The organism is Pseudomonas sp. YH-1 (assembly GCF_051990045.1).
GTDB classification, from domain to species: Bacteria; Pseudomonadota; Gammaproteobacteria; order Pseudomonadales; family Pseudomonadaceae; genus Pseudomonas; species Pseudomonas nicosulfuronedens.
Genome location: NZ_CP178184.1, coordinates 5,783,349 through 5,801,601 on the forward strand (window position 1 = coordinate 5,783,349; position 18,253 = coordinate 5,801,601).

18 protein-coding genes are annotated in these 18,253 nt (G+C 65.3%); 9 read left to right on the forward strand and 9 right to left on the reverse strand.

What is annotated here, in order from left to right; translation table 11 throughout:
- Position 1: 1 nt before the first annotated feature.
- Positions 2-1,354, forward strand: a complete 1,353-nt coding sequence (locus ACKI1H_RS26395; RefSeq protein WP_138520433.1) for an HlyD family type I secretion periplasmic adaptor subunit — start codon at positions 2-4, stop codon at positions 1,352-1,354.
- A gap of 79 nt (positions 1,355-1,433) precedes the next feature.
- Here the strand turns inward: ACKI1H_RS26395 and soxR are convergent, their stop codons facing one another.
- On the reverse strand, positions 1,434-1,895 hold the full coding sequence (gene soxR, locus ACKI1H_RS26400) for a redox-sensitive transcriptional activator SoxR (RefSeq protein WP_440466814.1): 462 nt from the start codon (positions 1,893-1,895) through the stop codon (positions 1,434-1,436).
- A 74-nt stretch (positions 1,896-1,969) separates the two neighbouring features.
- Between soxR and ACKI1H_RS26405 the strand changes: the two genes are divergently transcribed.
- Positions 1,970-2,317, forward strand: coding sequence for an antibiotic biosynthesis monooxygenase (locus tag ACKI1H_RS26405; RefSeq protein ID WP_138520431.1), 348 nt, complete (start codon positions 1,970-1,972; stop codon positions 2,315-2,317).
- A 164-nt stretch (positions 2,318-2,481) separates the two neighbouring features.
- On the opposite strand, the gene ACKI1H_RS26410 is transcribed toward ACKI1H_RS26405, so the two are convergent.
- Together ACKI1H_RS26410 and ACKI1H_RS26415 are read right to left on the reverse strand one after the other, a co-directional pair.
- Positions 2,482-2,925, reverse strand: a complete 444-nt coding sequence (locus ACKI1H_RS26410) for an acetyltransferase (protein WP_440466815.1) — start codon at positions 2,923-2,925, stop codon at positions 2,482-2,484.
- Positions 2,926-3,104: 179 nt separating this feature from the next.
- Positions 3,105-4,715, reverse strand: coding sequence for an ABC-F family ATP-binding cassette domain-containing protein (locus ACKI1H_RS26415; RefSeq protein WP_440466816.1), 1,611 nt, complete (start codon positions 4,713-4,715; stop codon positions 3,105-3,107).
- Positions 4,716-4,983: 268 nt separating this feature from the next.
- Here ACKI1H_RS26415 and ACKI1H_RS26420 point away from each other — a divergent pair, with 268 nt between their 5' ends.
- Positions 4,984-5,307 carry a hypothetical protein gene (locus ACKI1H_RS26420; RefSeq protein ID WP_138520429.1) on the forward strand — a complete coding sequence of 108 codons (324 nt, stop codon included), beginning with the start codon at positions 4,984-4,986 and terminating at the stop codon, positions 5,305-5,307.
- Positions 5,308-5,463: 156 nt separating this feature from the next.
- Here the strand turns inward: ACKI1H_RS26420 and ACKI1H_RS26425 are convergent, their stop codons facing one another.
- Together ACKI1H_RS26425 and ACKI1H_RS26430 are read right to left on the reverse strand one after the other, a co-directional pair.
- Complete coding sequence (locus ACKI1H_RS26425) at positions 5,464-6,057, reverse strand: tRNA-uridine aminocarboxypropyltransferase (RefSeq protein WP_440466817.1); 594 nt, start codon at positions 6,055-6,057, stop codon at positions 5,464-5,466.
- Positions 6,054-6,950, reverse strand: coding sequence for a LysR family transcriptional regulator (locus ACKI1H_RS26430; RefSeq protein ID WP_024765259.1), 897 nt, complete (start codon positions 6,948-6,950; stop codon positions 6,054-6,056). The genes ACKI1H_RS26425 and ACKI1H_RS26430 overlap by 4 nt, the downstream gene beginning before the upstream one ends.
- A 288-nt stretch (positions 6,951-7,238) precedes the next feature.
- Between ACKI1H_RS26430 and speB the strand changes: the two genes are divergently transcribed.
- From speB to ACKI1H_RS26460, 6 genes are all read left to right on the forward strand, one after another.
- Positions 7,239-8,198 (forward strand): agmatinase, encoded by a 960-nt coding sequence (speB, locus tag ACKI1H_RS26435; RefSeq protein WP_015476374.1) that lies wholly within the window; start codon positions 7,239-7,241, stop codon positions 8,196-8,198.
- Positions 8,199-8,214: 16 nt separating this feature from the next.
- Positions 8,215-8,625, forward strand: coding sequence for a YybH family protein (locus tag ACKI1H_RS26440; RefSeq protein WP_088416628.1), 411 nt, complete (start codon positions 8,215-8,217; stop codon positions 8,623-8,625).
- A 25-nt stretch (positions 8,626-8,650) separates the two neighbouring features.
- Positions 8,651-10,165 carry a purine-cytosine permease family protein gene (locus ACKI1H_RS26445; protein WP_440466818.1) on the forward strand — a complete coding sequence of 505 codons (1,515 nt, stop codon included), beginning with the start codon at positions 8,651-8,653 and terminating at the stop codon, positions 10,163-10,165.
- Positions 10,166-10,296: 131 nt separating this feature from the next.
- The gene (locus ACKI1H_RS26450; RefSeq protein ID WP_440466819.1) at positions 10,297-11,676 is read left to right on the forward strand and encodes a sodium:solute symporter; all 1,380 of its coding nucleotides are present in this window, start codon (positions 10,297-10,299) and stop codon (positions 11,674-11,676) included.
- 100 nt (positions 11,677-11,776) lie between these two features.
- The gene (locus ACKI1H_RS26455; RefSeq protein ID WP_440466820.1) at positions 11,777-13,378 is read left to right on the forward strand and encodes a 5-guanidino-2-oxopentanoate decarboxylase; all 1,602 of its coding nucleotides are present in this window, start codon (positions 11,777-11,779) and stop codon (positions 13,376-13,378) included.
- Positions 13,379-13,676: 298 nt separating this feature from the next.
- Complete coding sequence (locus tag ACKI1H_RS26460) at positions 13,677-14,402, forward strand: MBL fold metallo-hydrolase (RefSeq protein ID WP_138520423.1); 726 nt, start codon at positions 13,677-13,679, stop codon at positions 14,400-14,402.
- Positions 14,403-14,473: 71 nt separating this feature from the next.
- Here ACKI1H_RS26460 and ACKI1H_RS26465 read toward each other — a convergent pair whose 3' ends face one another.
- The 4 genes from ACKI1H_RS26465 to ACKI1H_RS26480 all read right to left on the reverse strand — a co-directional run bounded on the left by ACKI1H_RS26465 (position 14,474) and on the right by ACKI1H_RS26480 (position 18,151).
- Complete coding sequence (locus ACKI1H_RS26465; RefSeq protein WP_440466821.1) at positions 14,474-14,608, reverse strand: PA1414 family protein; 135 nt, start codon at positions 14,606-14,608, stop codon at positions 14,474-14,476.
- A gap of 175 nt (positions 14,609-14,783) precedes the next feature.
- Positions 14,784-15,722: a DMT family transporter gene (locus ACKI1H_RS26470; protein WP_440466822.1), complete on the reverse strand. Its 939-nt coding sequence runs from the start codon at positions 15,720-15,722 to the stop codon at positions 14,784-14,786.
- A 184-nt stretch (positions 15,723-15,906) separates the two neighbouring features.
- Entirely contained in the window at positions 15,907-17,004 is a 1,098-nt protein-coding gene (locus tag ACKI1H_RS26475; RefSeq protein ID WP_138520421.1) for an extracellular solute-binding protein, read from the reverse strand.
- Positions 17,005-17,110: 106 nt separating this feature from the next.
- The gene (locus ACKI1H_RS26480) at positions 17,111-18,151 is read right to left on the reverse strand and encodes a histone deacetylase family protein (RefSeq protein WP_024765266.1); all 1,041 of its coding nucleotides are present in this window, start codon (positions 18,149-18,151) and stop codon (positions 17,111-17,113) included.
- Positions 18,152-18,253: the final 102 nt, after the last annotated feature.

The window sequence follows — 18,253 nt, forward strand, 5'->3', positions numbered from 1 at the left end:
CATGCACTTCTCGCAATCGATCCGCGGCTACCTGGGCGGCAACGGCGCCCGCGACACCGAATTCATGCCCGAGGTCCAGGGCACCCTGCTGGAGGACTCGCCCAACGCCACCCGCATCACCCTCTGGGCAGCGCTCGGCCTGCTGGTGGTCGCCATCACCTGGGCCTACTTCGCCGACATAGAAGAAGTGACCAAGGGCGAAGGCAAGGCCATTCCGTCCTCCAAGGTGCAGACCATCCAGAACCTGGAAGGCGGCATCGTCTCGGAAATCTTCGTCCGCGAAGGCCAGGTGGTGAACAAGGGCCAGCCGTTGCTGCGCCTGGACGACACCCGCTTCTCTTCCAACAAGGGCGAGACCGAGGCCGACCGCAACTCCCTGGAAGCCCGTGTCGAACGACTCAGCGCGGAAGCCGAAGGGCGCGAGCCGGTCTTCACCGACGACCTGAAGAAGGACGCACCGCAGGTGGTGGAAGACCAGTTGGCGCTCTACCAGACCCGTATGCAGCGGCAGAACAGCGAGCTCAACATCCTCCAGGAACAGCTGCGGCAGAAGAGCCAGGAGCTGCAGGAGTTCCGCGCCAAGACCCAGCAGTACCGTTCGAGCCTGGGGCTGGTGCAGCAGGAGATCAACATGTCCGAGCCGCTGGTGAAAGCCGGCGCGGTCTCCCCTGTCGAACTGCTGCGCCTGCGTCGCAGCGCCGTGGAAATCAGTGGCGACCTGAACGCTACCAACCTCGCCATCCCCCGCGCCGAAGCGGCGGTGAACGAGATTCAGCGCAAGGTCGAGGAATCGAAACTGGGCTTCCGCAGCGACGCGCTGAAGGAGCTGAACGACGTCCGCACCGACCTCAACAAGCTCACTGCCACCAGCCGCGCCATCGACGACAAGGTCAACCGCACCCTGGTCGTCGCGCCCCTGCGCGGCATCGTCAAGCAACTCAAGGTCAACACCATCGGCGGCGTGGTACAGCCGGGCAACGACATGGTGGAAATCGTCCCACTGGAGGACAACCTGCTGGTGGAGGCGCGGGTACGCCCGCAGGACATCGCCTTCCTCCACCCCGGCCAGCCGGCCACGGTGAAGTTCACCGCCTACGACTACACCATCTACGGCGGGCTCAAGGCCAAGCTGGAAATGATCAGCGCCGACACCATCACCGACGACAAGGGCAACAGCTTCTACCTGATCCAGGTGCGCACCGACAAGAACCACCTGGGCACCGACGCCAAGCCCTTGCTGATCATCCCCGGCATGGTGGCGACGGTGGACATCATCACCGGCGAGAAGAGCGTGTTGGACTACATCCTCAAGCCGGTGCTCAAGGCGCGGTGGGAGGCCTTGCGGGAACGCTGAGTCCAGCATTCGCGAGCAAGCTCGCTCCTACAGGTACCAGGGGCTTCAGGTAGGAGCGAGCTTGCTCGCGAACAATCCCTCACTCTTCCGCTTGCCAGTGCGCCCCCGGCCCCTCCTCCGCCAACTTGTCTCCCGGATTGCGCAGTGGGCAGGCCTCCATCGACAGGCAGCCGCAGCCGATGCAGCCATCGAGCTGATCGCGCAGCAGCAGCAATTTCTCGATCCGCTCGTTCAGGTCCTCCCGCCAGCGCGCCGACAAGCGTGCCCAGTCCGCCGCCGACGGGTTGTGCCCCTTCGGCAGCGAGCCCAGCGCCTCGGCGATCTCGCCCAGGGGAATGCCGACCCGTTGCGCGACCTTGATCACCGCCACCCGGCGCAGCGTATCGCGCGAATAGCGGCGCTGGTTGCCGGCGTTGCGCGAGCTGCTGATCAGGCCCTTGGCCTCGTAGAAGTGCAGCGCGGAAACCGCTACGCCGGCACGCTTGGCCAGCTCGCCGACGCTCAGCTCGCGGTGCATGGAGCAGGAAGAAGATTCTTTCATGGGCTATTGACCTCAACTTAAGTTGAGGTTTTACCCTCGCCAGGCATTCGGTTCAAGCCAGGGAGCCCAGGAACATGACGCAACCCGCCCCGATCACCGCCCATGCCTGCGTGGACAACCCGCACTTCATCCTGCAGATCGAGATCGACGTAACGCCCCAGCAACGCCCGCACATCGCCGCGCGCCTGTGCGATTACCTGTCGCACTTGCAGGAATTGTTCTACCGGCGCCCTGGCTACCTCGCCAGCGAGCTGCATGCCGAAGGCGAACCGCAGCGCCTGGTCGGCCGCCTGCACTGGCGCCGCCGGGAAGACTGGGAAGCCGCCTGGGACTGCCGCCAGACCGCCAGCGACCTGTTTGCCGACAGCCTGCTCAAGCTCGGTGCGCGGAGCATCCGCTTCGGCAGCGGTGAGACGGCATAGGGCGCACGACCGTCCGAAGCTATAAGGCGACATTGCGAGTCGCTTTCACGGCCGCCAGGAAGCAGACACTAGGATGGGTGGAGCTTGCGATACCCATCAGCTTTGCCTGACGGCCTGGTGATGGGTATCGCTTCGCTCCACGCCATCCTACAAAAGCGGATCGTTTACGCCCCGGCCGGCAAGCTCATGTGCAGCAACGGGAACGGCCGCCCTTCGCCATCGAGGGGCGAGCGCCCGGTCTGGGCGAAGCCATAGTGCAGATAAAAACCTACCGCCTGAGGATTCTGTTCGTTGACGTCGACACTCAAGGTATCGCGCGATTCGCGCACGAAGTCCAGCAGCGCGCGGCCAAGGCCCCGCCCCCGGCTATCCGGGTCGATGAAGAGCATCTCCACATGGGTATCGTTGAGGCCGATGAAGCCTTGCGGACAGTCATCGGCATCGACCGCCACCCATACCTCGACAGCGGGCAGATAAAGGTCGCGGACCTGCGGCAGGAGCCCGTCGATGTCGGCGGGCTGAAGGAAGTGGTGGGTCGCGCGCACGGCGCCCAGCCAGATATCGAGCAGCCGCGGGTTGTCCGCAGCAATGCGTTGGCGAATGAGCATGAAATCATCCTGATTCAGCGGATCACAAAAGGGATAGCACGCCACGCGCGGTGACGGCCGTTGGAGCGTCGGCAGCATGAATGCCCGCTTCGCGATTCAACGCCTGGGCGGAGCACGGCAGAGGCAGCCGGAAAGAGAGGGAGGTCGATCCTACCCAGCCATTACCGGACGGTAAAGCCTCACTCGGATAGCCAGCGCCAGCCGCTCTCCCCGCACTCCAGCCGCGCCTCCAGGCCCAGCCGTCCCAGAAACGCCTCGCCATGGGACACCACCAGCAGCGCACCGCGGTATTGCTGGAGCAGGTTTTCCAACGCCTCGCGGGACGGCAGATCGAGGTGGTTGTCCGGCTCATCCAGGAGCAGCAGCTGCGCCGGCTGTTCGGCGTACAGCTCGCAGGCCAGCGCCGCCTTCAGCCGCTCGCCGCCACTGAGCAGCGCGCTGGGCAACTCGACCCGTGCCGCCGGCAACCCCAGCTGCGCCAGCCGTGTGCGCAGCACCGAAGGGTCAGCCACACGATTGCGCTCCTGTAGCAGTTCCAGCACCGAGCGCTCGGGCAACAGGGCGGTGAGATGCTGATCCAGATAAGCGCTGCGCACCTTCACTTCGCACAAGCCGGCGGCGGGGCTGAGCCCGCCCGCGATCACCTTGAGCAGGGTCGACTTGCCACTGCCGTTGCGACCGGTCACCGCCACTCGGCGCGGGCCGCACAACGACAAGTCCAACGGCGTGGCATTGCCGAACGGCAGACGTAGCGCTTCCAGCAGCAACACGCCACGGGATTCGGGCAACTCACAGTCCGGCGCGTTGAGGACCACCGCGACGTCTTCGCGCAACTGCCCGAAAGCCTCCTGTACCTCCCGTGCCAGGCGTTCCCGACGCTCATCCTGCTGCGTGGCCAGGCGCGCCATGCTGGTCTGGCTGCGCTCCTTCTGCCGGTCGACGAGGATCTTCGCCTGATTGGCTTGCTTCGCGTCCTTGCGTCCCTTCGCCTGCCGGTGCTCCTGGCGCTCGCGCTGTTCCTGCATGGCGTGCTGCTGGCGATCACGCTCCAGCTTGCGCCGCTGCAACTCACGCTGGGCGGCGTCCTGCTCCTGCTGGCGCATCTCTCGGTAAAAGGCATAGCCACCGGCATAACTGCGCAGGCCCGAGGCAGACAACTCGACGATGCGCTGCATGTCGTCCAGCAGCAGAGGGTCATGACTGATGAGGATCAGGCCGCCGCGCCAGCGTTGCAGTTGCTCACGCAGGGCATCACGGCCGGCCCGGTCCAGATGGTTGCTCGGTTCGTCGAGGATCAGCCAGTCCGCATCACTGAGCCAGGCGCCAAGCAACGCCACCCGCGTGCATTCGCCGCCGCTGAGGTGCGAGGCGGGCGTGTCTGGCTGCAGATGGGCGAGTCCGGCGGCAGCCAGCTCGGCTTGCAGGCGGGCGCGGATATCCCAGTGGCCGTCGAGGCACTCGAAGTCTGCCGGGTCGACTCCACCGGCTTCGACACGCACCAGCGCATCCAGCAGCGGTTGTACGCCGGCCAACTCCGCGACGCGGCGGAACGCTTGCGGCGGGATATGTTGCGGCAGGTAATGCACCGGCCCGGACGCCAGGCAGCGACCCGCGCTGGCGGCCAGCTCGCCGGCCATGATCCCTGCCAGCACGGACTTGCCCGCGCCATTGCGCCCGACCAGCGCGGTGCGGCGGTCGTCGAAGGTTTCGTTAAGGTCACTCAGCAGCAGCTCGCCGCTGGGCAATTGGAAAGAGACGCCTTGCAGCGCCAGGGTGAACGGGCTCGTCATGCGCAGTACCAGATTGATGCCGGAAATCCCCCGGAAACGGACCAGGGAAGGAAACGGGCCGTGAAACCACGGCGGCATCAATTGCGCATCGGACGAACACCTCGCGAAGAGGAATGAGCGGCGCAGTATAACGGCAGCGACGGCTCAGGCATGCCCGTCGGGCAGAAATCAGCGGACAGAGAACCTTTCCAGGCGCCCTCGCGAGCGGCGACACTGCCCTCCCCGCCAGCGCGCGGCAGTCAAGAACGCAGCACAAGGAAGTCAGCCCATGTCCCGCCCCGCCTCCGTCGCCGAACTGTTCCGCGAAGAACCCATCCAGTGGGGACTGCGCGGTGACCCGTATCTGTGGCGGGAAATGGCCGAGCACCTCGCCGATACACCCTGGCCCGTCAGCGAAGAGGAGCTGACGCAACGACTCATGCAGCTGTTCGAGCAGCTTGCCGGCATCTCGCTGGATGATCCCAGACCCGTGCACCTGCCGCGCCATGCCCATGGCGGCATGTCCAGCGGGATGATCAGCAGCACCTTCTGGCGCGAGCGGGCCATCCCTCTGCTGGTGGAGCGCTATCGGACGATGTCCCGGCAAACGTAAGTATTCACGGTACCGACACGACGTAGGATGGCGTGGAGCGCAGCGATACCCATCAAATCCTTGCGCAAACAGCATGGGTATCGCTGCGCTCCACCCATCCTACAAATGCGCCCCCGGACCACCGGGTGCGCAACAGCACCGTAGAGCGGATTCGGGTCAGCGGCGCGGCCCGTGGTTGCGCAGGAAGGTCTCTTCACCCATCGCGGCGATCTGCCCGTCGATCAGTGCATCGAACGGGCGCAACAGGTCGACGTGGGAACGCGGCGCATCCAGCGTATCGAGCGCCTGCACCACCGCCTCGATGGTCGACAGCGCGCCCTCGGCCGGCGCCTTGCGCAGGCGGTAGCGCGAGGTGAGCCCTTCCGGCAGGACGACCCGCGGCAGCAACGCGAGGTTCGGGTTGAGGTGCAGCAGCTTGCGCGCCTTGCGCCAGGTGCCGTCGGGTACCACCAGCAGCCTTGGTTTATCCACAGGCCGGGCGGCCAGTTCGGCCAGCGCCACGGCGGACTCGCCGGGGAACAGCAGCCAGGCGTCCCAGGCGGACAGGTCGAGGTCGCTGAAATCCTCGCCGACCATCAGTTCCGCATTGCTCAGGCCAAGCATCGCCAGGCGCGCAGTGTTCAGCGCATGTCCGACCTCGCTCGGGTGCTGCAACAGGAGTACGCGGGTGCGGTTGTCCAGGCGCGGGATCAGCGCGCACAGACAATGGTTCAGCGGGCGCTCGCAGCGCGGGCAACGGGCGCGGCTCATGACTGGCTCGGCTGGGTGCGCAGCAGGTCGCGGAAATTCTGGATCAGCGGCTCGCGGGAACGGCCACGGCGCAGGATCAGCGAAAACGGCGCCTGGTAACCGAAGGTCGCCGGCAGCAACGCGCGCAGGCGGCCCTGCTCCACCCAGGGATGGGCGTAGTGCTCGGGCAGGTAGCCGATGTAGCCGCCGGAAAGAATCAGGATCAGCTGCGCCTCCATACTCTCCACGGTGCCGGCGCTATGCTTGAAACCATGCCGCGCCAGCTCCGCCTGGCTCCAGTAGCCACGGCCGACCATGCGCTGCTGGGTGATCAGCTCGGCCGGAATGCGCCGGCCGTCGAACAGCGGGTGGCGGTCGCTGCAGTACAACCAATGCTGCTCTCTATAAAGAGGCTGGTAGACCAGGCCGTTCATCCGACTGAAGAAGGAGCCGATGGCCAGATCCAGGCGGTTATCCAGCACCGCCAGTTGCAGCTCGTACGGGCTCTGCACCTGCAGGTGCAGGTGCACCGCCGGGTGCAGGCTGCTGAAGGAACCGATCACGTCCGCCAGCGGCAGCGCCGGATCGCTGACGGTGGAGTCCAGCACGCCGAGGTTCAGGGTGCCGCGCAACTCCCCTTTCAGGGTCGCCGCGTAGCGCTCGAAGCCTTCCAGTTCACCGAGAATGCGCAGGGTTTCCTGGTGGAACAGCTCACCCTTGCTGGTCAGCCCGAAACCGCCGCGGCCACGGTGGCAGAGCACGATACCCAGTTGGTTCTCCAACTGGCTCATGTAGGTACTGATCGCCGACGTCGACAGGTTCAGCTCCTGCTGGGCGGCAGCGAAGCCCTGGCTACGCACCACGCAGGCGAAAATCCGCAGCAGTTTGACGTCGGGCAATGCGCTCGCGCTCATGAAGACTCCGCAAAACCGCGGCCGGGCCGCTCTAGTTCAGTACTTTCTGTACCTGAAAAACGGATGATAGCAAGCCAGCTATCTATTCAGGAACCGCAGGCCACAGGCCCGGCGGGCCGTCTACTGCGGCAAGGTGGCGCAGTCTAGCGCCCCCCTTTAGTTTAGAAAACTCTGAAGTGATTATTTGTAGCCAGCGATTTTTTCCACTACCGCCCGTGACGAGAATCGACCCTCAGTATTCAACAAGCCTGTTTCCACGAAGACAGCGATCAGCCTGAGGCCCTCCCCATGGACAAGAAACTTCACCAGCCCCTGGGCGGTAACGAAATGCCGCGTTTCGGCGGCATCGCCACCATGATGCGCCTGCCGCATATCCAGTCCCCCGAAGAGCTCAACGAGCTCGATGCCGCCTTCGTCGGCGTGCCCCTGGACATCGGCACCTCCCTGCGCTCCGGCACTCGTTTCGGGCCGCGCGAAATCCGCGCCGAGTCGGTGATGATCCGTCCGTACAACATGGCCACCGGCGCTGCACCGTTCGACTCGCTGAACATCGCCGACATCGGTGACGTGGCGATCAACACCTTCAACCTGATGGAGGCCGTACGCATCATCGAAGAGGCGTACGACAAGATCCTCGACCACGGCATCCTCCCGCTGACCCTGGGCGGCGATCACACCATCACCCTGCCGATCCTGCGTGCCATCCACAAGAAGCACGGCAAGGTCGGCCTGGTCCACATCGACGCCCACGCCGACGTGAACGACCACATGTTCGGCGAGAAGATCGCCCATGGCACCACCTTCCGCCGTGCGGTGGAAGAAGGCCTGCTGGACTGCGACCGCGTGGTGCAGATCGGCCTGCGCGCTCAGGGCTACACCGCCGAAGACTTCAACTGGAGCCGCAAGCAGGGCTTCCGCGTGGTCCAGGCCGAAGAGTGCTGGCACAAGTCGCTGGAACCGCTGATGGCCGAAGTCCGCGAGAAAGTCGGCGGCGGCCCGGTGTACCTGTCCTTCGACATCGACGGCATCGACCCGGCCTGGGCGCCCGGTACCGGTACCCCGGAAATCGGCGGCCTGACCACCATCCAGGCGATCGAGATCGTCCGTGGCTGCCAGGGCCTGGACATCATCGGCTGCGACCTGGTCGAGGTCTCCCCGCCCTACGACACCACCGGCAACACCTCGTTGCTCGGCGCCAACCTGCTGTACGAAATGCTCTGCATCCTCCCGGGCGTAGAGCGCCGCTGAGCGCACGAGCACACCCATGAATAACGACGCCTGCGTAGCACAGGTGCTGGAGGCTGCCCGCGATCTCGTGGCAGCCTTCGCGCGCACCGACACCGAAGCCTACTTCGCCGCGTTCAGCGAAGACGCCTCCTTCATTTTCCACACCTGGCCGGTGCCGCTGCTCTCGCGCGCGGCCTACCGCGAGGTGTGGGAAGGCTGGCTGCGTGACGATGGTTTCGAAGTCCTTGACTGCCTTTCGAGCAACACCTTTGTGAGCCTGCAGAGCGAAGACGTGGCGGTGTTCTGCCACGACGTCGCCACGCGGCTGCGCATCCAGGGAGAGGAAAGCCTGAACCACGAACGGGAGACCATCGTCTTCCGCCGTGATCCGAAACAGGGCCGCTGGCTGGCCACACACGAGCACCTGTCACCGTCTCCGACGCCATAAAGACAGGGCTCCCCGGGAGGAAGTCATGGATAACAAGAACAACGCACACGCAATCACAACGATCGAGACATTCGGGGTCGAACAGATCCCGGACAACGAACGCAACGCCACGCCCACCGACCTGTTCCGCATGATCTTCGGTGGTGCCAACACCTTCGCCACCGCCGTGCTCGGCAGCTTCCCGGTTCTGTTCGGGCTGTCGTTCCAGGCCGGCGTCTGGGCCATCGTTCTCGGCGTGCTGGTCGGCTCGCTGATCCTCGCACCGATGGGCCTGTTCGGCCCACTCAACGGCACCAACAACGCGGTCTCCTCGGGCGCCCACTTCGGCGTGCACGGGCGGATCGTCGGTTCGTTCCTGTCGCTGCTCACCGCCGTCGCCTTCTTCTCCCTCTCCGTGTGGAGCTCGGGCGATGCGCTGATCGGTGGTGCCAAGCGCTTGTTCGACCTGCCGGAAACCGACCTGACCCTGGGCCTGGCCTACGGTCTGTTCGCCGTGCTGGTGCTGATCGTCTGCATCTACGGCTTCCGCTTCATGCTGATGGTCAACAAGATCGCCGTCTGGGCCGCCAGCCTGCTGTTCCTGCTCGGCCTGTTCGCCTTCTCCGGCCCGTTCGATGCGGGCTACGCCGGCACCGTGCAGATGGGTAGCGAAGGTTTCTGGGCCGCCTTCATCGGCGCAGCCCTGCTGGCCATGAGCAACCCGGTATCGTTCGGCGCCTTCCTCGGTGACTGGGCGCGCTACATCCCGCGCGAGACCTCGCAGAAGCGCATCATGCTGGCGGTGATCTGTGCCCAGCTGGCCACCCTGATCCCGTTCCTGTTCGGCCTGGCCACCGCGACCATCGTGGCGGTGAACGCTCCGGACTACATCGCGCAGAACAACTACGTCGGCGGCCTGCTGGCCGTTTCGCCGAGCTGGTTCTTCCTGCCGGTGTGCCTGATCGCGGTGATCGGCGGCATGTCCACCGGCACCACCTCGCTCTACGGCACCGGCCTGGACATGTCCAGCGTGTTCCCGCGCCTGCTCAACCGCGTGCAGGCCACCCTGCTGATCGGCCTGCTGTCCATCGCCTTCATCTTCATCGGTCGCTTCGCCGCAAACCTGGTGCAGAGCGTGTCCACCTTCGCCGTGCTGATCATCACCTGCACCAGCCCCTGGATGGTCATCATGATCCTCGGCCTGGTGATCCGCCGTGGCTTCTACCACGCCGACGACCTGCAGGTGTTCACCCGTGGCCAGGAAGGTGGCGCCTACTGGTTCCACAACGGCTGGAACTGGCGCGGCATGGGTGCGTGGATCCCGAGTGCAGCCCTGGGCCTGTGCTTCGTCAACCTGCCGGGTCAGTTCGTCGGCCCGCTGGGCAACCTGGCCGGCGGTATCGACATCAGCCTGCCGGTCACCCTCGGCGTCGCCGCCCTGCTCTACATCACCCTGCTGCGAACCTTCCCGGAACCGGCTGGCGTCTACGGCCCCAAGGGTCCGCGCTGGGTCGGCAGCCATGACCGTCCGGTACGCAGCATCAGCGAGCCGACGGCCTGATCCAGGCTTCGCGGCCTGACGCGAAACGCACCACCTGAAAGCCCCATCGGACCGGTTGCCGCCGGTCCGATGCCCTACCGCACGCCACAAGCGCGCGGCAACAATGACAATGCAAGTGTGAGGAGCCGACCATGGCGTTAGATCTGATCGTCGTACTGATATATGCCGCTGGCATGTTGTGGCTGGGTTATTACGGCATGCGCCGAGCCAAGACCCACGAAGACTACCTCGTGGCCGGCCGCAACCTCGGCCCGGCGTTCTACATGGGCACCATGGCCGCCACCGTGCTGGGCGGCGCCTCCACCGTCGGCACCGTGCGCCTGGGCTACGTCCATGGCATCTCCGGCTTCTGGCTGTGCGCCGCCCTCGGCGCCGGCATCATCGCGCTGAACCTGTTCCTGGCCAAGCCGCTGCTCAAGCTGCGCATCTTCACCGTCACCCAGGTCCTTGAGCGTCGCTACAACCCCATGGCCCGCCAGGCGTCCGCGGTGATCATGTTCGCCTACGCGCTGATGATCGGCGTGGTCTCCACCCTGGCCATCGGCACCGTCATGCAAGTGCTGTTCGGCCTGCCGTTCTGGGTGTCCGTGCTGCTGGGCGGCGGCGTCGTGGTGATCTACTCCACCATTGGTGGCATGTGGTCCCTGACCCTGACCGACATCGTGCAGTTCATCATCAAGACCGTTGGCCTGATGTTCATCCTGCTGCCGATCTGCCTGTACCGCGTGGGCGGCTGGGACGAACTGGTGGCCAAGCTGCCGGCAACCGCCTTCAGCTTCCACACCATCGGCTACGACACCATCATCACTTACTTCCTGATCTACTTCTTCGGCATCCTGATCGGCCAGGACATCTGGCAGCGCGTGTTCACTGCGCGCGACGAGAAAGTCACCAAGTACGCCGGCACCGCCGCAGGCGTGTATTGCGTCATCTACGGCCTGGTCGGCGCGCTGATCGGCATGTGCGCCAAGGTCCTGCTGCCTGACCTGGACAACGTCAACAACGCCTTCGCCGCCATCGTCAGCGCTGCACTGCCGGATGGCATCCGTGGCCTGGTGATCGCCGCTGCACTGGCAGCCATGATGTCCACCGCCAGCGCGGGCCTGCTCGCCGCCTCCACCACCATCACCGAAGACCTGCTGCCGATCTTCACCGGCCAGCGTTCGACCCGCCTGAGCCTGAACCGCATCTGCACCCTGCTCACCGGCGTGGTGGTGCTGGCCATCGCCCTGGTGGTGAACGATGTGCTCAGCGCCCTGACCCTGGCCTACAACCTGCTGGTGGGCGGCATGCTGATCCCGCTGATCGGCGCCATCTACTGGAAGCGCGCCACCACCGCCGGCGCCATCACCAGCATGGCCCTGGGCTTCGTCACCGCGCTGGTGTTCATGCTCAAGGACGGCTTCGACGCCAACACCCCGATCTACTACAGCCTGGCCATCGGCCTGGTCAGCTTCATCGTCGTCAGCCTGCTGTCGCCCCGTCCGGCGGCGGTCGCTGACGCGGCCTGATAAGAAATTGCGCTAGGCAAGAGGGCGCGGCGAGCTGATCTCCGCGCCCTTTTGCATGAATGATGACCACGACCTCACCCACGAACTCCAAGGAACTGCCATGACCACCTGCGGCGAATTCCTCGTCAAGCAACTCGAAGCCTGGGGCGTCGATACCGTCTTCGGCATCCCCGGCGTGCACACCGTCGAGCTGTACCGCGGCCTGCCCCACAGCAACATCCGCCACATCACCCCGCGCCACGAGCAGGGCGCCGGCTTCATGTCCGACGGCTACGCGCGCGTCACCGGCAAGCCGGGCGTGTGCTTCATCATCACCGGCCCGGGCATGACCAACATCCTCACCGCCATGGGCCAGGCCTACGCCGACTCGATCCCCATGCTGGTGATCTCCAGCGTCAACGAGCGCTCGCGTCTCGCCCATGGCAACGGCTACCTGCACGAGCTGCCGAACCAGCGCGCCATGGTCGCCGGCGTCAGTGCCTTCAGCCACACGCTGATGAGCGTCGACGAGCTGCCGGCGGTGCTGGCCCGCGCCTTCGCCGTGTTCGACAGCGAGCGCCCGCGCCCGGTGCACATCGAGCTGCCGCTGGACATCATCACCGCCCCGGCCGACCACATGCAGGTACGCCCGCGCGCCCAGCTGGCCCGCCCGGCCCCGGCACGCTCGCCGCTGCACGAGGCCGCCGCCAAGCTGGCCAAGGCGAAGAACCCGCTGCTGCTGCTCGGTGGCGGCTGCGTAGCCGCCCAGGCCGAAGCCCGCGCGCTGGCTATTGCCCTGGATGCACCGACCGCGCAGACCATCAACGCCAAGGGCCTGCTGCAGCCGGACCATCCGCTGCTGATCGGCAGCAACCAGTCGCTGATTCCGGTCCGCGAACTCGCGCTGGAAGCCGACGTCGTACTGGCCATCGGCACCGAGCTGGGCGAGACCGACTACGACGTGGTGTTCGACGGCAACTTCAAGATCGGCGGCGAGCTGATCCGCATCGACATCGACCCGCAACAGCTGATGCGCAACTACGCACCGAGCATCGCCATCCACAGCGATGCCCGCACCGCCATGCGCGCCCTTCTGGACCTGCTGCCGGCCCGTGAGGCCGACACCTCCAGCCCCGGAGCGCAGCGCGCAGCCAAGGTGCGTGCGCAACTGGCTGAGGACTTCAGCGGCTGGGCGCACTACCGCACCCTGTTCGACAAGATCCTCGAAGTGCTGCCCGACGCGCGCTTCGTCGGCGACTCGACCCAGACCGTCTACAGCGGCAATCACCTGGTGGAACTGGACGGCGGCCGCCGCTGGTTCAACGCCTCCACCGGCTACGGCACCCTGGGCTATGGCCTGCCGGCGGCCATCGGCGCCAAGCTCGGCGAGCCGGGCCGTCCGGTGATCAGCCTGATGGGCGACGGCGGCCTGCAGTTCACCATGACCGAACTGGCCAGCGCCGTGGAAGCCAAGGTGGGCATCATCGTCCTACTGTGGAACAACCACGGCTACGGCGAGATCAAGCGCTACATGGAACGCCGCGACATCACCCCGCTGGGCGTGGATATCTACACCCCGGACTTCCTCACCATCGCCAAGGGCTTCGGCTGCGCCGCCGAGCGCGCCCGCGATCACGATCACCTGCAGGAGCTGCTGCGCACCGCGCCGAGCGACCGTCCGCTGATCGTGGAAGTAATGGAAGCGGCACCCTTCGCGCCGTAACGCTGCCGTAGGATGGGTGGAGCCTGCGATACCCATCCTACGTTCAAGCCACTCACCCTGCCCTGCCCTCTCCCAGGGGGAGCGGGAATCCGCCAGAGCCGAGCGGCCGCGCAGCTACCGGCAACGCCGCTCCACCCCCCAGGCTCCGAACGGTTCCCTCTCCCCCTGGGAGAGGTTAGGGTGAAGCCTCCTTGCAGGAGCGAGGGGGACGCCTAGTCATTGCTCGCGAACCTGGCCTCGCAGCGGGGTTTGTTCGCGAGCAAGCTCGCTCCTACAAAAACTCAGGAAAGGCGCAACCATGAAGATCGTCACCCGCGACCGCTGGTTCGAGGTCCGTCACTGCTACGACGGCGTCAGCCTGATCCACGAGCCCTACGTCCGCCCCTTCTACCGCTGCAACATGTGGCATATCCAGGGACGCGAACGCGACGTGCTGGTGGACAGCGGCTCCGGCCTGGTGAGCCTGCGCGAGCAACTGCCCTGGCTCACCGACCGCCCGCTGCTGGCGGTGGCCAGCCACACCCACTTCGACCACATCGCCGGCCACCACGAGTTCGACGAGCGCCTGGTACACCCGGCCGAAGCCGACATACTCGCCAGCCCCGATGGCGAACGCACGCTAGCCACCGCCTTCGTCGACGACGAGATGTTCGACGCGCACCCGGACTGCCCGCTGTGCTACGCCGAATACCGCGTCAAGGCCGCTCCGGCGACCCGCACCATCGAAGAAGGCGATGTGCTCGACCTCGGCGACCGTACCCTGCAGGTGCTGCACACCCCCGGTCACTCGCCGGGCGGCATCAGCCTCTGGGAAGAGAAGACGCAGACGCTGTTCTCCGGCGACATCATCTACGACGGCCCACTGATCGAGGATGCCTACCACTCCAATCTCGACGACTACGCCGCCAGTCTGGCGCGCCTGCGAGAGCTGCCGGTGCGCACCGTGCACGGCGGGCACTTCGACAGCTTCTCCGGGGAGCGCTTGAAGGGAATGATCGACGACTGGTTCAGGGCCCACGAATGACGGGCGATCCGCCAGGAGCCCATAAAAAAACCCGCCATCAGGCGGGTTTTTCGTGTCCAACGCGGGCGCCATCAGTAACGGCGGCGCCGCTCCACCCGACGACGTTGCTCGTCGCTGCGGACAGGGATGGGTTGCAGACGTGGAGGCTCGATCAGGCCGAGCGCGATACCGAGTTTCCACGCAACGCTTTGCAGCCAGACTTTCATGGAATGCCTCCTCGTTCGAATTCAGGTCGGGCGACCCGTTACCACCATGGGCCGCCCTAGGAAGAATAGCCCGGCGTCCCACTCTCCGCCCGTGCCACTCACTCCTTGCAACAAAGACTATCGTCTTCCCTCGCCGCGGCGCCTGACCTGAATCAAGAGCGCGACATTTCCCAAGTCAGCGGCGAAGCATCCGGCGGATCCACTGCTCGCTGCTCACCAGCGTGATGCCGGCTAGCACCAGCGCGGCGCCAGCGACGAAATTCAGGGTCAGCGGCTCGCCAAGGATCAGCACGCCGAAGGCGATACCGAACATCGGTGTCATGAAGGAAAACACCGCCAGGTTCGACGCGAGATATCGGCGTAGGAGCCAGAACCAGGTGAAGTAGCTGAAGAACGACACCACCAGTCCCTGGAACAGCACGCTGCCCACGCCGATGGGGGTGAAACTCACGTCCTGGGTCTTGCCCAGCGCCAGCGCGGCGAAGGGCAGCAGCAACGCTGCGATCAGCAGCTGGTAGAACAACGTCAGGATCGGTTTCGCCTCGGACAGCCGCGTGGTGCGCACCGCCACGGTGGTCATGCCCCAGGCGAAACCGGCCAGCACGCCAAAAGCGTCGCCCAGCAGCATGCGGCTGTCCAGGTTGGCGAAGTCGAAGCCGCCCCCGAAGCACATCGCGATGCCACCGAAGCACACGCCGATTCCCAGCCACTGCAGTGGCCGCAGGCGTTCGCTGGGCAACAGGAAGTGCAGCGCCAGCGCGGAGAAGATCGGCGCGGTGTAGATGAACACCGCCATGTGCGAGGCCGATGTATAGACCAGCCCCTGGGCGATGAAGAAGAACTCGGCGGCGAACAGCACGCCAGCCAGCAGCCCGCCCTTGAGCGTGCCGTGGCGCAGGAAGCCTTCCCAGCCACCGCGCCAGCACATGATCAGGCCTACGGCCACGGCAGCCACCAGATTGCGCCCGAAGGCCTGCATGATCGGCGCAATGTCAGGGGCGGCGAGTTTCACCATCACCGCCTGGATGCCCCAGATGATGCACAGGCCGGTCATGACCTGGATGGCGAAGGCGTCGGCGCCCTTGCGCTCGACGATGTTGGCGGGCGTATTCATGAGCGCCTCCTTGCGAAGGCGTGGGCAACATTCGGGCAGGTCATGGCAAGGCTCGGCAGTTCAACAGAAGCGGGAAGCCCAAATAAGAATCGGCGGACTTCCTCAAAGAAAGTCCGCCGATCATGCCAGCTCGCGGCGCCTGCCCGCCAACGGAAATCCGCTGTTCAGAGCGCCGCCAGCGAGATTATTTCCCGGATTTCACCTGCGTCCAGGTACGAGTGCGGATGCGCTCGAGCTTGGGCGGCAGCATCTCTACCGAGAACAGCTTGGCCTGCACGTCCGCCGGCGGGTAGACGTTGGGGTTGTCGTGCAGCTCCTTGGAGATCAGCCCATCCGCTGCCTGGTTGGGGTTGGCGTAGGCGACGTAGTCGGAGATCGGCGCGACCACTTCCGGGCGCAGCAGGTAGTTGAGGAAGGCGTGGGCCTGCTCGACGTTCTTCGAGTCCTTCGGAATCGCCAGCACGTCGAACCAGGCCGCCGCACCTTCCTTGGGAATGCGGTACTCGATGTGGATGCCGTTGCCGGCTTCCTTGGCGCGGTTGGCCGCCTGCATCGCGCCGCCGGACCAGGCCAGGGCCACGCAGACGTCGCCGTTGGCGAGGTCGGTGACGAACTTCGAGGAACTGAAGTAGGTAATGTTCGGGCGCAGCTTCGCCAGCAGTTGCTCGGCCTTCTTGTAGTCGTCCGGGTTGTGGCTGTTGGGCGACAGGCCCAGGTAATGCAGCACCTGCGGGATCACCTCGGTGGGCGAGTCGAGGAAGGCCACGCCGCAGGATTTGAGCTTGGCGAGATTCTCCGGTTTGAACACCAGGTCCCACGAGTCCAGCGGCGCGTTGTCGCCGAGCACGGCCTTGACCTTGTCGACGTTGTAGGCGATGCCGTTGGTGCCCCACATGTAGGGCATCACGTACTGGTTGCCCGGGTCCTTGCTCTCCAGCACCTTGAGCAGGGCGGGATTGAGATTCTTCCAGTTCGGCAGCTTGCTCTTGTCCAGCGGCTGGAACACGCCGGCCTTGAGGTAATTGGGGAGGAAGCTGTCGCTGGGCACGACCACGTCGTAGCCCGAGTGCCCGGACAGCAACTTGGCTTCCAGCACTTCGTTGCTGTCGTAGACGTCGTATTGCGGCTTGATGCCAGTCTCGCCCTGGAAACCCTTGAGGGTGTCCGGACCGATGTAGTCGAACCAGTTGTAGATGCGCACTTCCGGCGCGGCGCTGGCAGCGCTGGCGGTGACGAGGGTGGCGGCGGCGAGCAGGCCGCGCAGCGCAGTATTCTTGTTCATGTCCTTCCCCGGTTGGATGCGCTCGCACTCTGACCATTACAAACAGCGGATCGCGAGCAATCAAAAGCAATCGGGCGGATAGTTATCCGCCCGATCTTCTCTCTATTTAGCGTGCAGCGCCTTCGTAGCCCTGCAGCACGTTCACCGCGTTGACGCCGATGGCCTCCACCGCGTAACCGCCTTCCATGATGAACAGGGTCGGAATACCCAGTGCGGCGATGCGCTCGCCCATCTTCAGGTAGTCCGGGCTGTCCAGCTTGAACTCGGAAATCGGGTCGTCCTTATACGTATCCACGCCCAGCGATACAACCACGGCGTCCGGTGCGTAGTCGGCAATCTTTCGGCAAGCGTCGTCCAGCGCGGCGAACCAGCCGTCCCAGCCGGTGCCATGGGGCAGCGGGTAGTTGTGGTTGTAGCCCTCGCCGGCGCCTTCGCCGTGCTCATTGGCGTGGCCGAGGAAGTACGGGTACTCCACCAGCGGGTCGCCGTGGATCGAGGCGAACAGCACGTCGTTGCGGCGGTAGAAGATGTCCTGGGTGCCGTTGCCGTGGTGGTAGTCCACGTCGAGGATGGCCACGCGCTTGGCGCCCTGGTCGAGGAACGCCTGGCTGACGATGGCGGCGTTGTTCAGGAAGCAATAGCCGCCCATGAAGTCGCTGCCGGCGTGGTGGCCCGGCGGACGGCACAGAGCGAACGCCGTGCTCGCGCCCTGGCGCATGTGGTCCTGGGCAGTCAGCGCGACCTGGGCCGAGCTGTAAACGGCCTGCCAGGTGCCGGCGGTGATCGGCGCCTCGGTGTCGAAGCTGTAGTGCCCCACTTCGCCCATCAGCGCAGTCGGGATCGGACCGTCACGCAGCAGGCGGCGGCCCGGGAAGGTAGTGGAGACCAGATCACCGGTGTGGCCTTCGGCTGCCCAGCGGGCCCAGGCGCCCTTGAGGAATTCGACGTAGCGGGTGTTGTGGGCGCGCAGGATGGGTTCGAGGCCAAAATCCTTCGGCTCGATGATCTCGCCCAGGTTCTGCGACTTCACACGGGCCAGCACGGTGTCCGCACGGCTGGGCATCTCGAAGCAGGGCTGCAGTTTGCCGTCGACCAGTTCGGACTGGCCGAAATGCAGGCGGTGATCATCGCTGTACACGGTAAGCATGGGAGTACCCTCTGAAGGATTCTTGTTGTCCGGTGACGGGAATTCTGCCCAGCGACTGCCTCGCACAGAACAGCGGAAGCGGCCAAAAGGGGATCGATGTGG

What these genes read in the sequence shown, in the direction of transcription:
- ACKI1H_RS26395 (WP_138520433.1), top strand. Translation starts at nt 2, where the DNA reads ATGCACTTCTCGCAATCGATCCGCGGCTACCTGGGCGGCAACGGCGCC.
- soxR (WP_440466814.1), bottom strand. Translation starts at nt 1,895, where the DNA reads ATGAAAGAATCTTCTTCCTGCTCCATGCACCGCGAGCTGAGCGTCGGC.
- ACKI1H_RS26405 (WP_138520431.1), top strand. Translation starts at nt 1,970, where the DNA reads ATGACGCAACCCGCCCCGATCACCGCCCATGCCTGCGTGGACAACCCG.
- ACKI1H_RS26410 (WP_440466815.1), bottom strand. Translation starts at nt 2,925, where the DNA reads ATGCTCATTCGCCAACGCATTGCTGCGGACAACCCGCGGCTGCTCGAT.
- ACKI1H_RS26415 (WP_440466816.1), bottom strand. Translation starts at nt 4,715, where the DNA reads ATGACGAGCCCGTTCACCCTGGCGCTGCAAGGCGTCTCTTTCCAATTG.
- ACKI1H_RS26420 (WP_138520429.1), top strand. Translation starts at nt 4,984, where the DNA reads ATGTCCCGCCCCGCCTCCGTCGCCGAACTGTTCCGCGAAGAACCCATC.
- ACKI1H_RS26425 (WP_440466817.1), bottom strand. Translation starts at nt 6,057, where the DNA reads ATGAGCCGCGCCCGTTGCCCGCGCTGCGAGCGCCCGCTGAACCATTGT.
- ACKI1H_RS26430 (WP_024765259.1), bottom strand. Translation starts at nt 6,950, where the DNA reads ATGAGCGCGAGCGCATTGCCCGACGTCAAACTGCTGCGGATTTTCGCC.
- speB (WP_015476374.1), top strand. Translation starts at nt 7,239, where the DNA reads ATGGACAAGAAACTTCACCAGCCCCTGGGCGGTAACGAAATGCCGCGT.
- ACKI1H_RS26440 (WP_088416628.1), top strand. Translation starts at nt 8,215, where the DNA reads ATGAATAACGACGCCTGCGTAGCACAGGTGCTGGAGGCTGCCCGCGAT.
- ACKI1H_RS26445 (WP_440466818.1), top strand. Translation starts at nt 8,651, where the DNA reads ATGGATAACAAGAACAACGCACACGCAATCACAACGATCGAGACATTC.
- ACKI1H_RS26450 (WP_440466819.1), top strand. Translation starts at nt 10,297, where the DNA reads ATGGCGTTAGATCTGATCGTCGTACTGATATATGCCGCTGGCATGTTG.
- ACKI1H_RS26455 (WP_440466820.1), top strand. Translation starts at nt 11,777, where the DNA reads ATGACCACCTGCGGCGAATTCCTCGTCAAGCAACTCGAAGCCTGGGGC.
- ACKI1H_RS26460 (WP_138520423.1), top strand. Translation starts at nt 13,677, where the DNA reads ATGAAGATCGTCACCCGCGACCGCTGGTTCGAGGTCCGTCACTGCTAC.
- ACKI1H_RS26465 (WP_440466821.1), bottom strand. Translation starts at nt 14,608, where the DNA reads ATGAAAGTCTGGCTGCAAAGCGTTGCGTGGAAACTCGGTATCGCGCTC.
- ACKI1H_RS26470 (WP_440466822.1), bottom strand. Translation starts at nt 15,722, where the DNA reads ATGAATACGCCCGCCAACATCGTCGAGCGCAAGGGCGCCGACGCCTTC.
- ACKI1H_RS26475 (WP_138520421.1), bottom strand. Translation starts at nt 17,004, where the DNA reads ATGAACAAGAATACTGCGCTGCGCGGCCTGCTCGCCGCCGCCACCCTC.
- ACKI1H_RS26480 (WP_024765266.1), bottom strand. Translation starts at nt 18,151, where the DNA reads ATGCTTACCGTGTACAGCGATGATCACCGCCTGCATTTCGGCCAGTCC.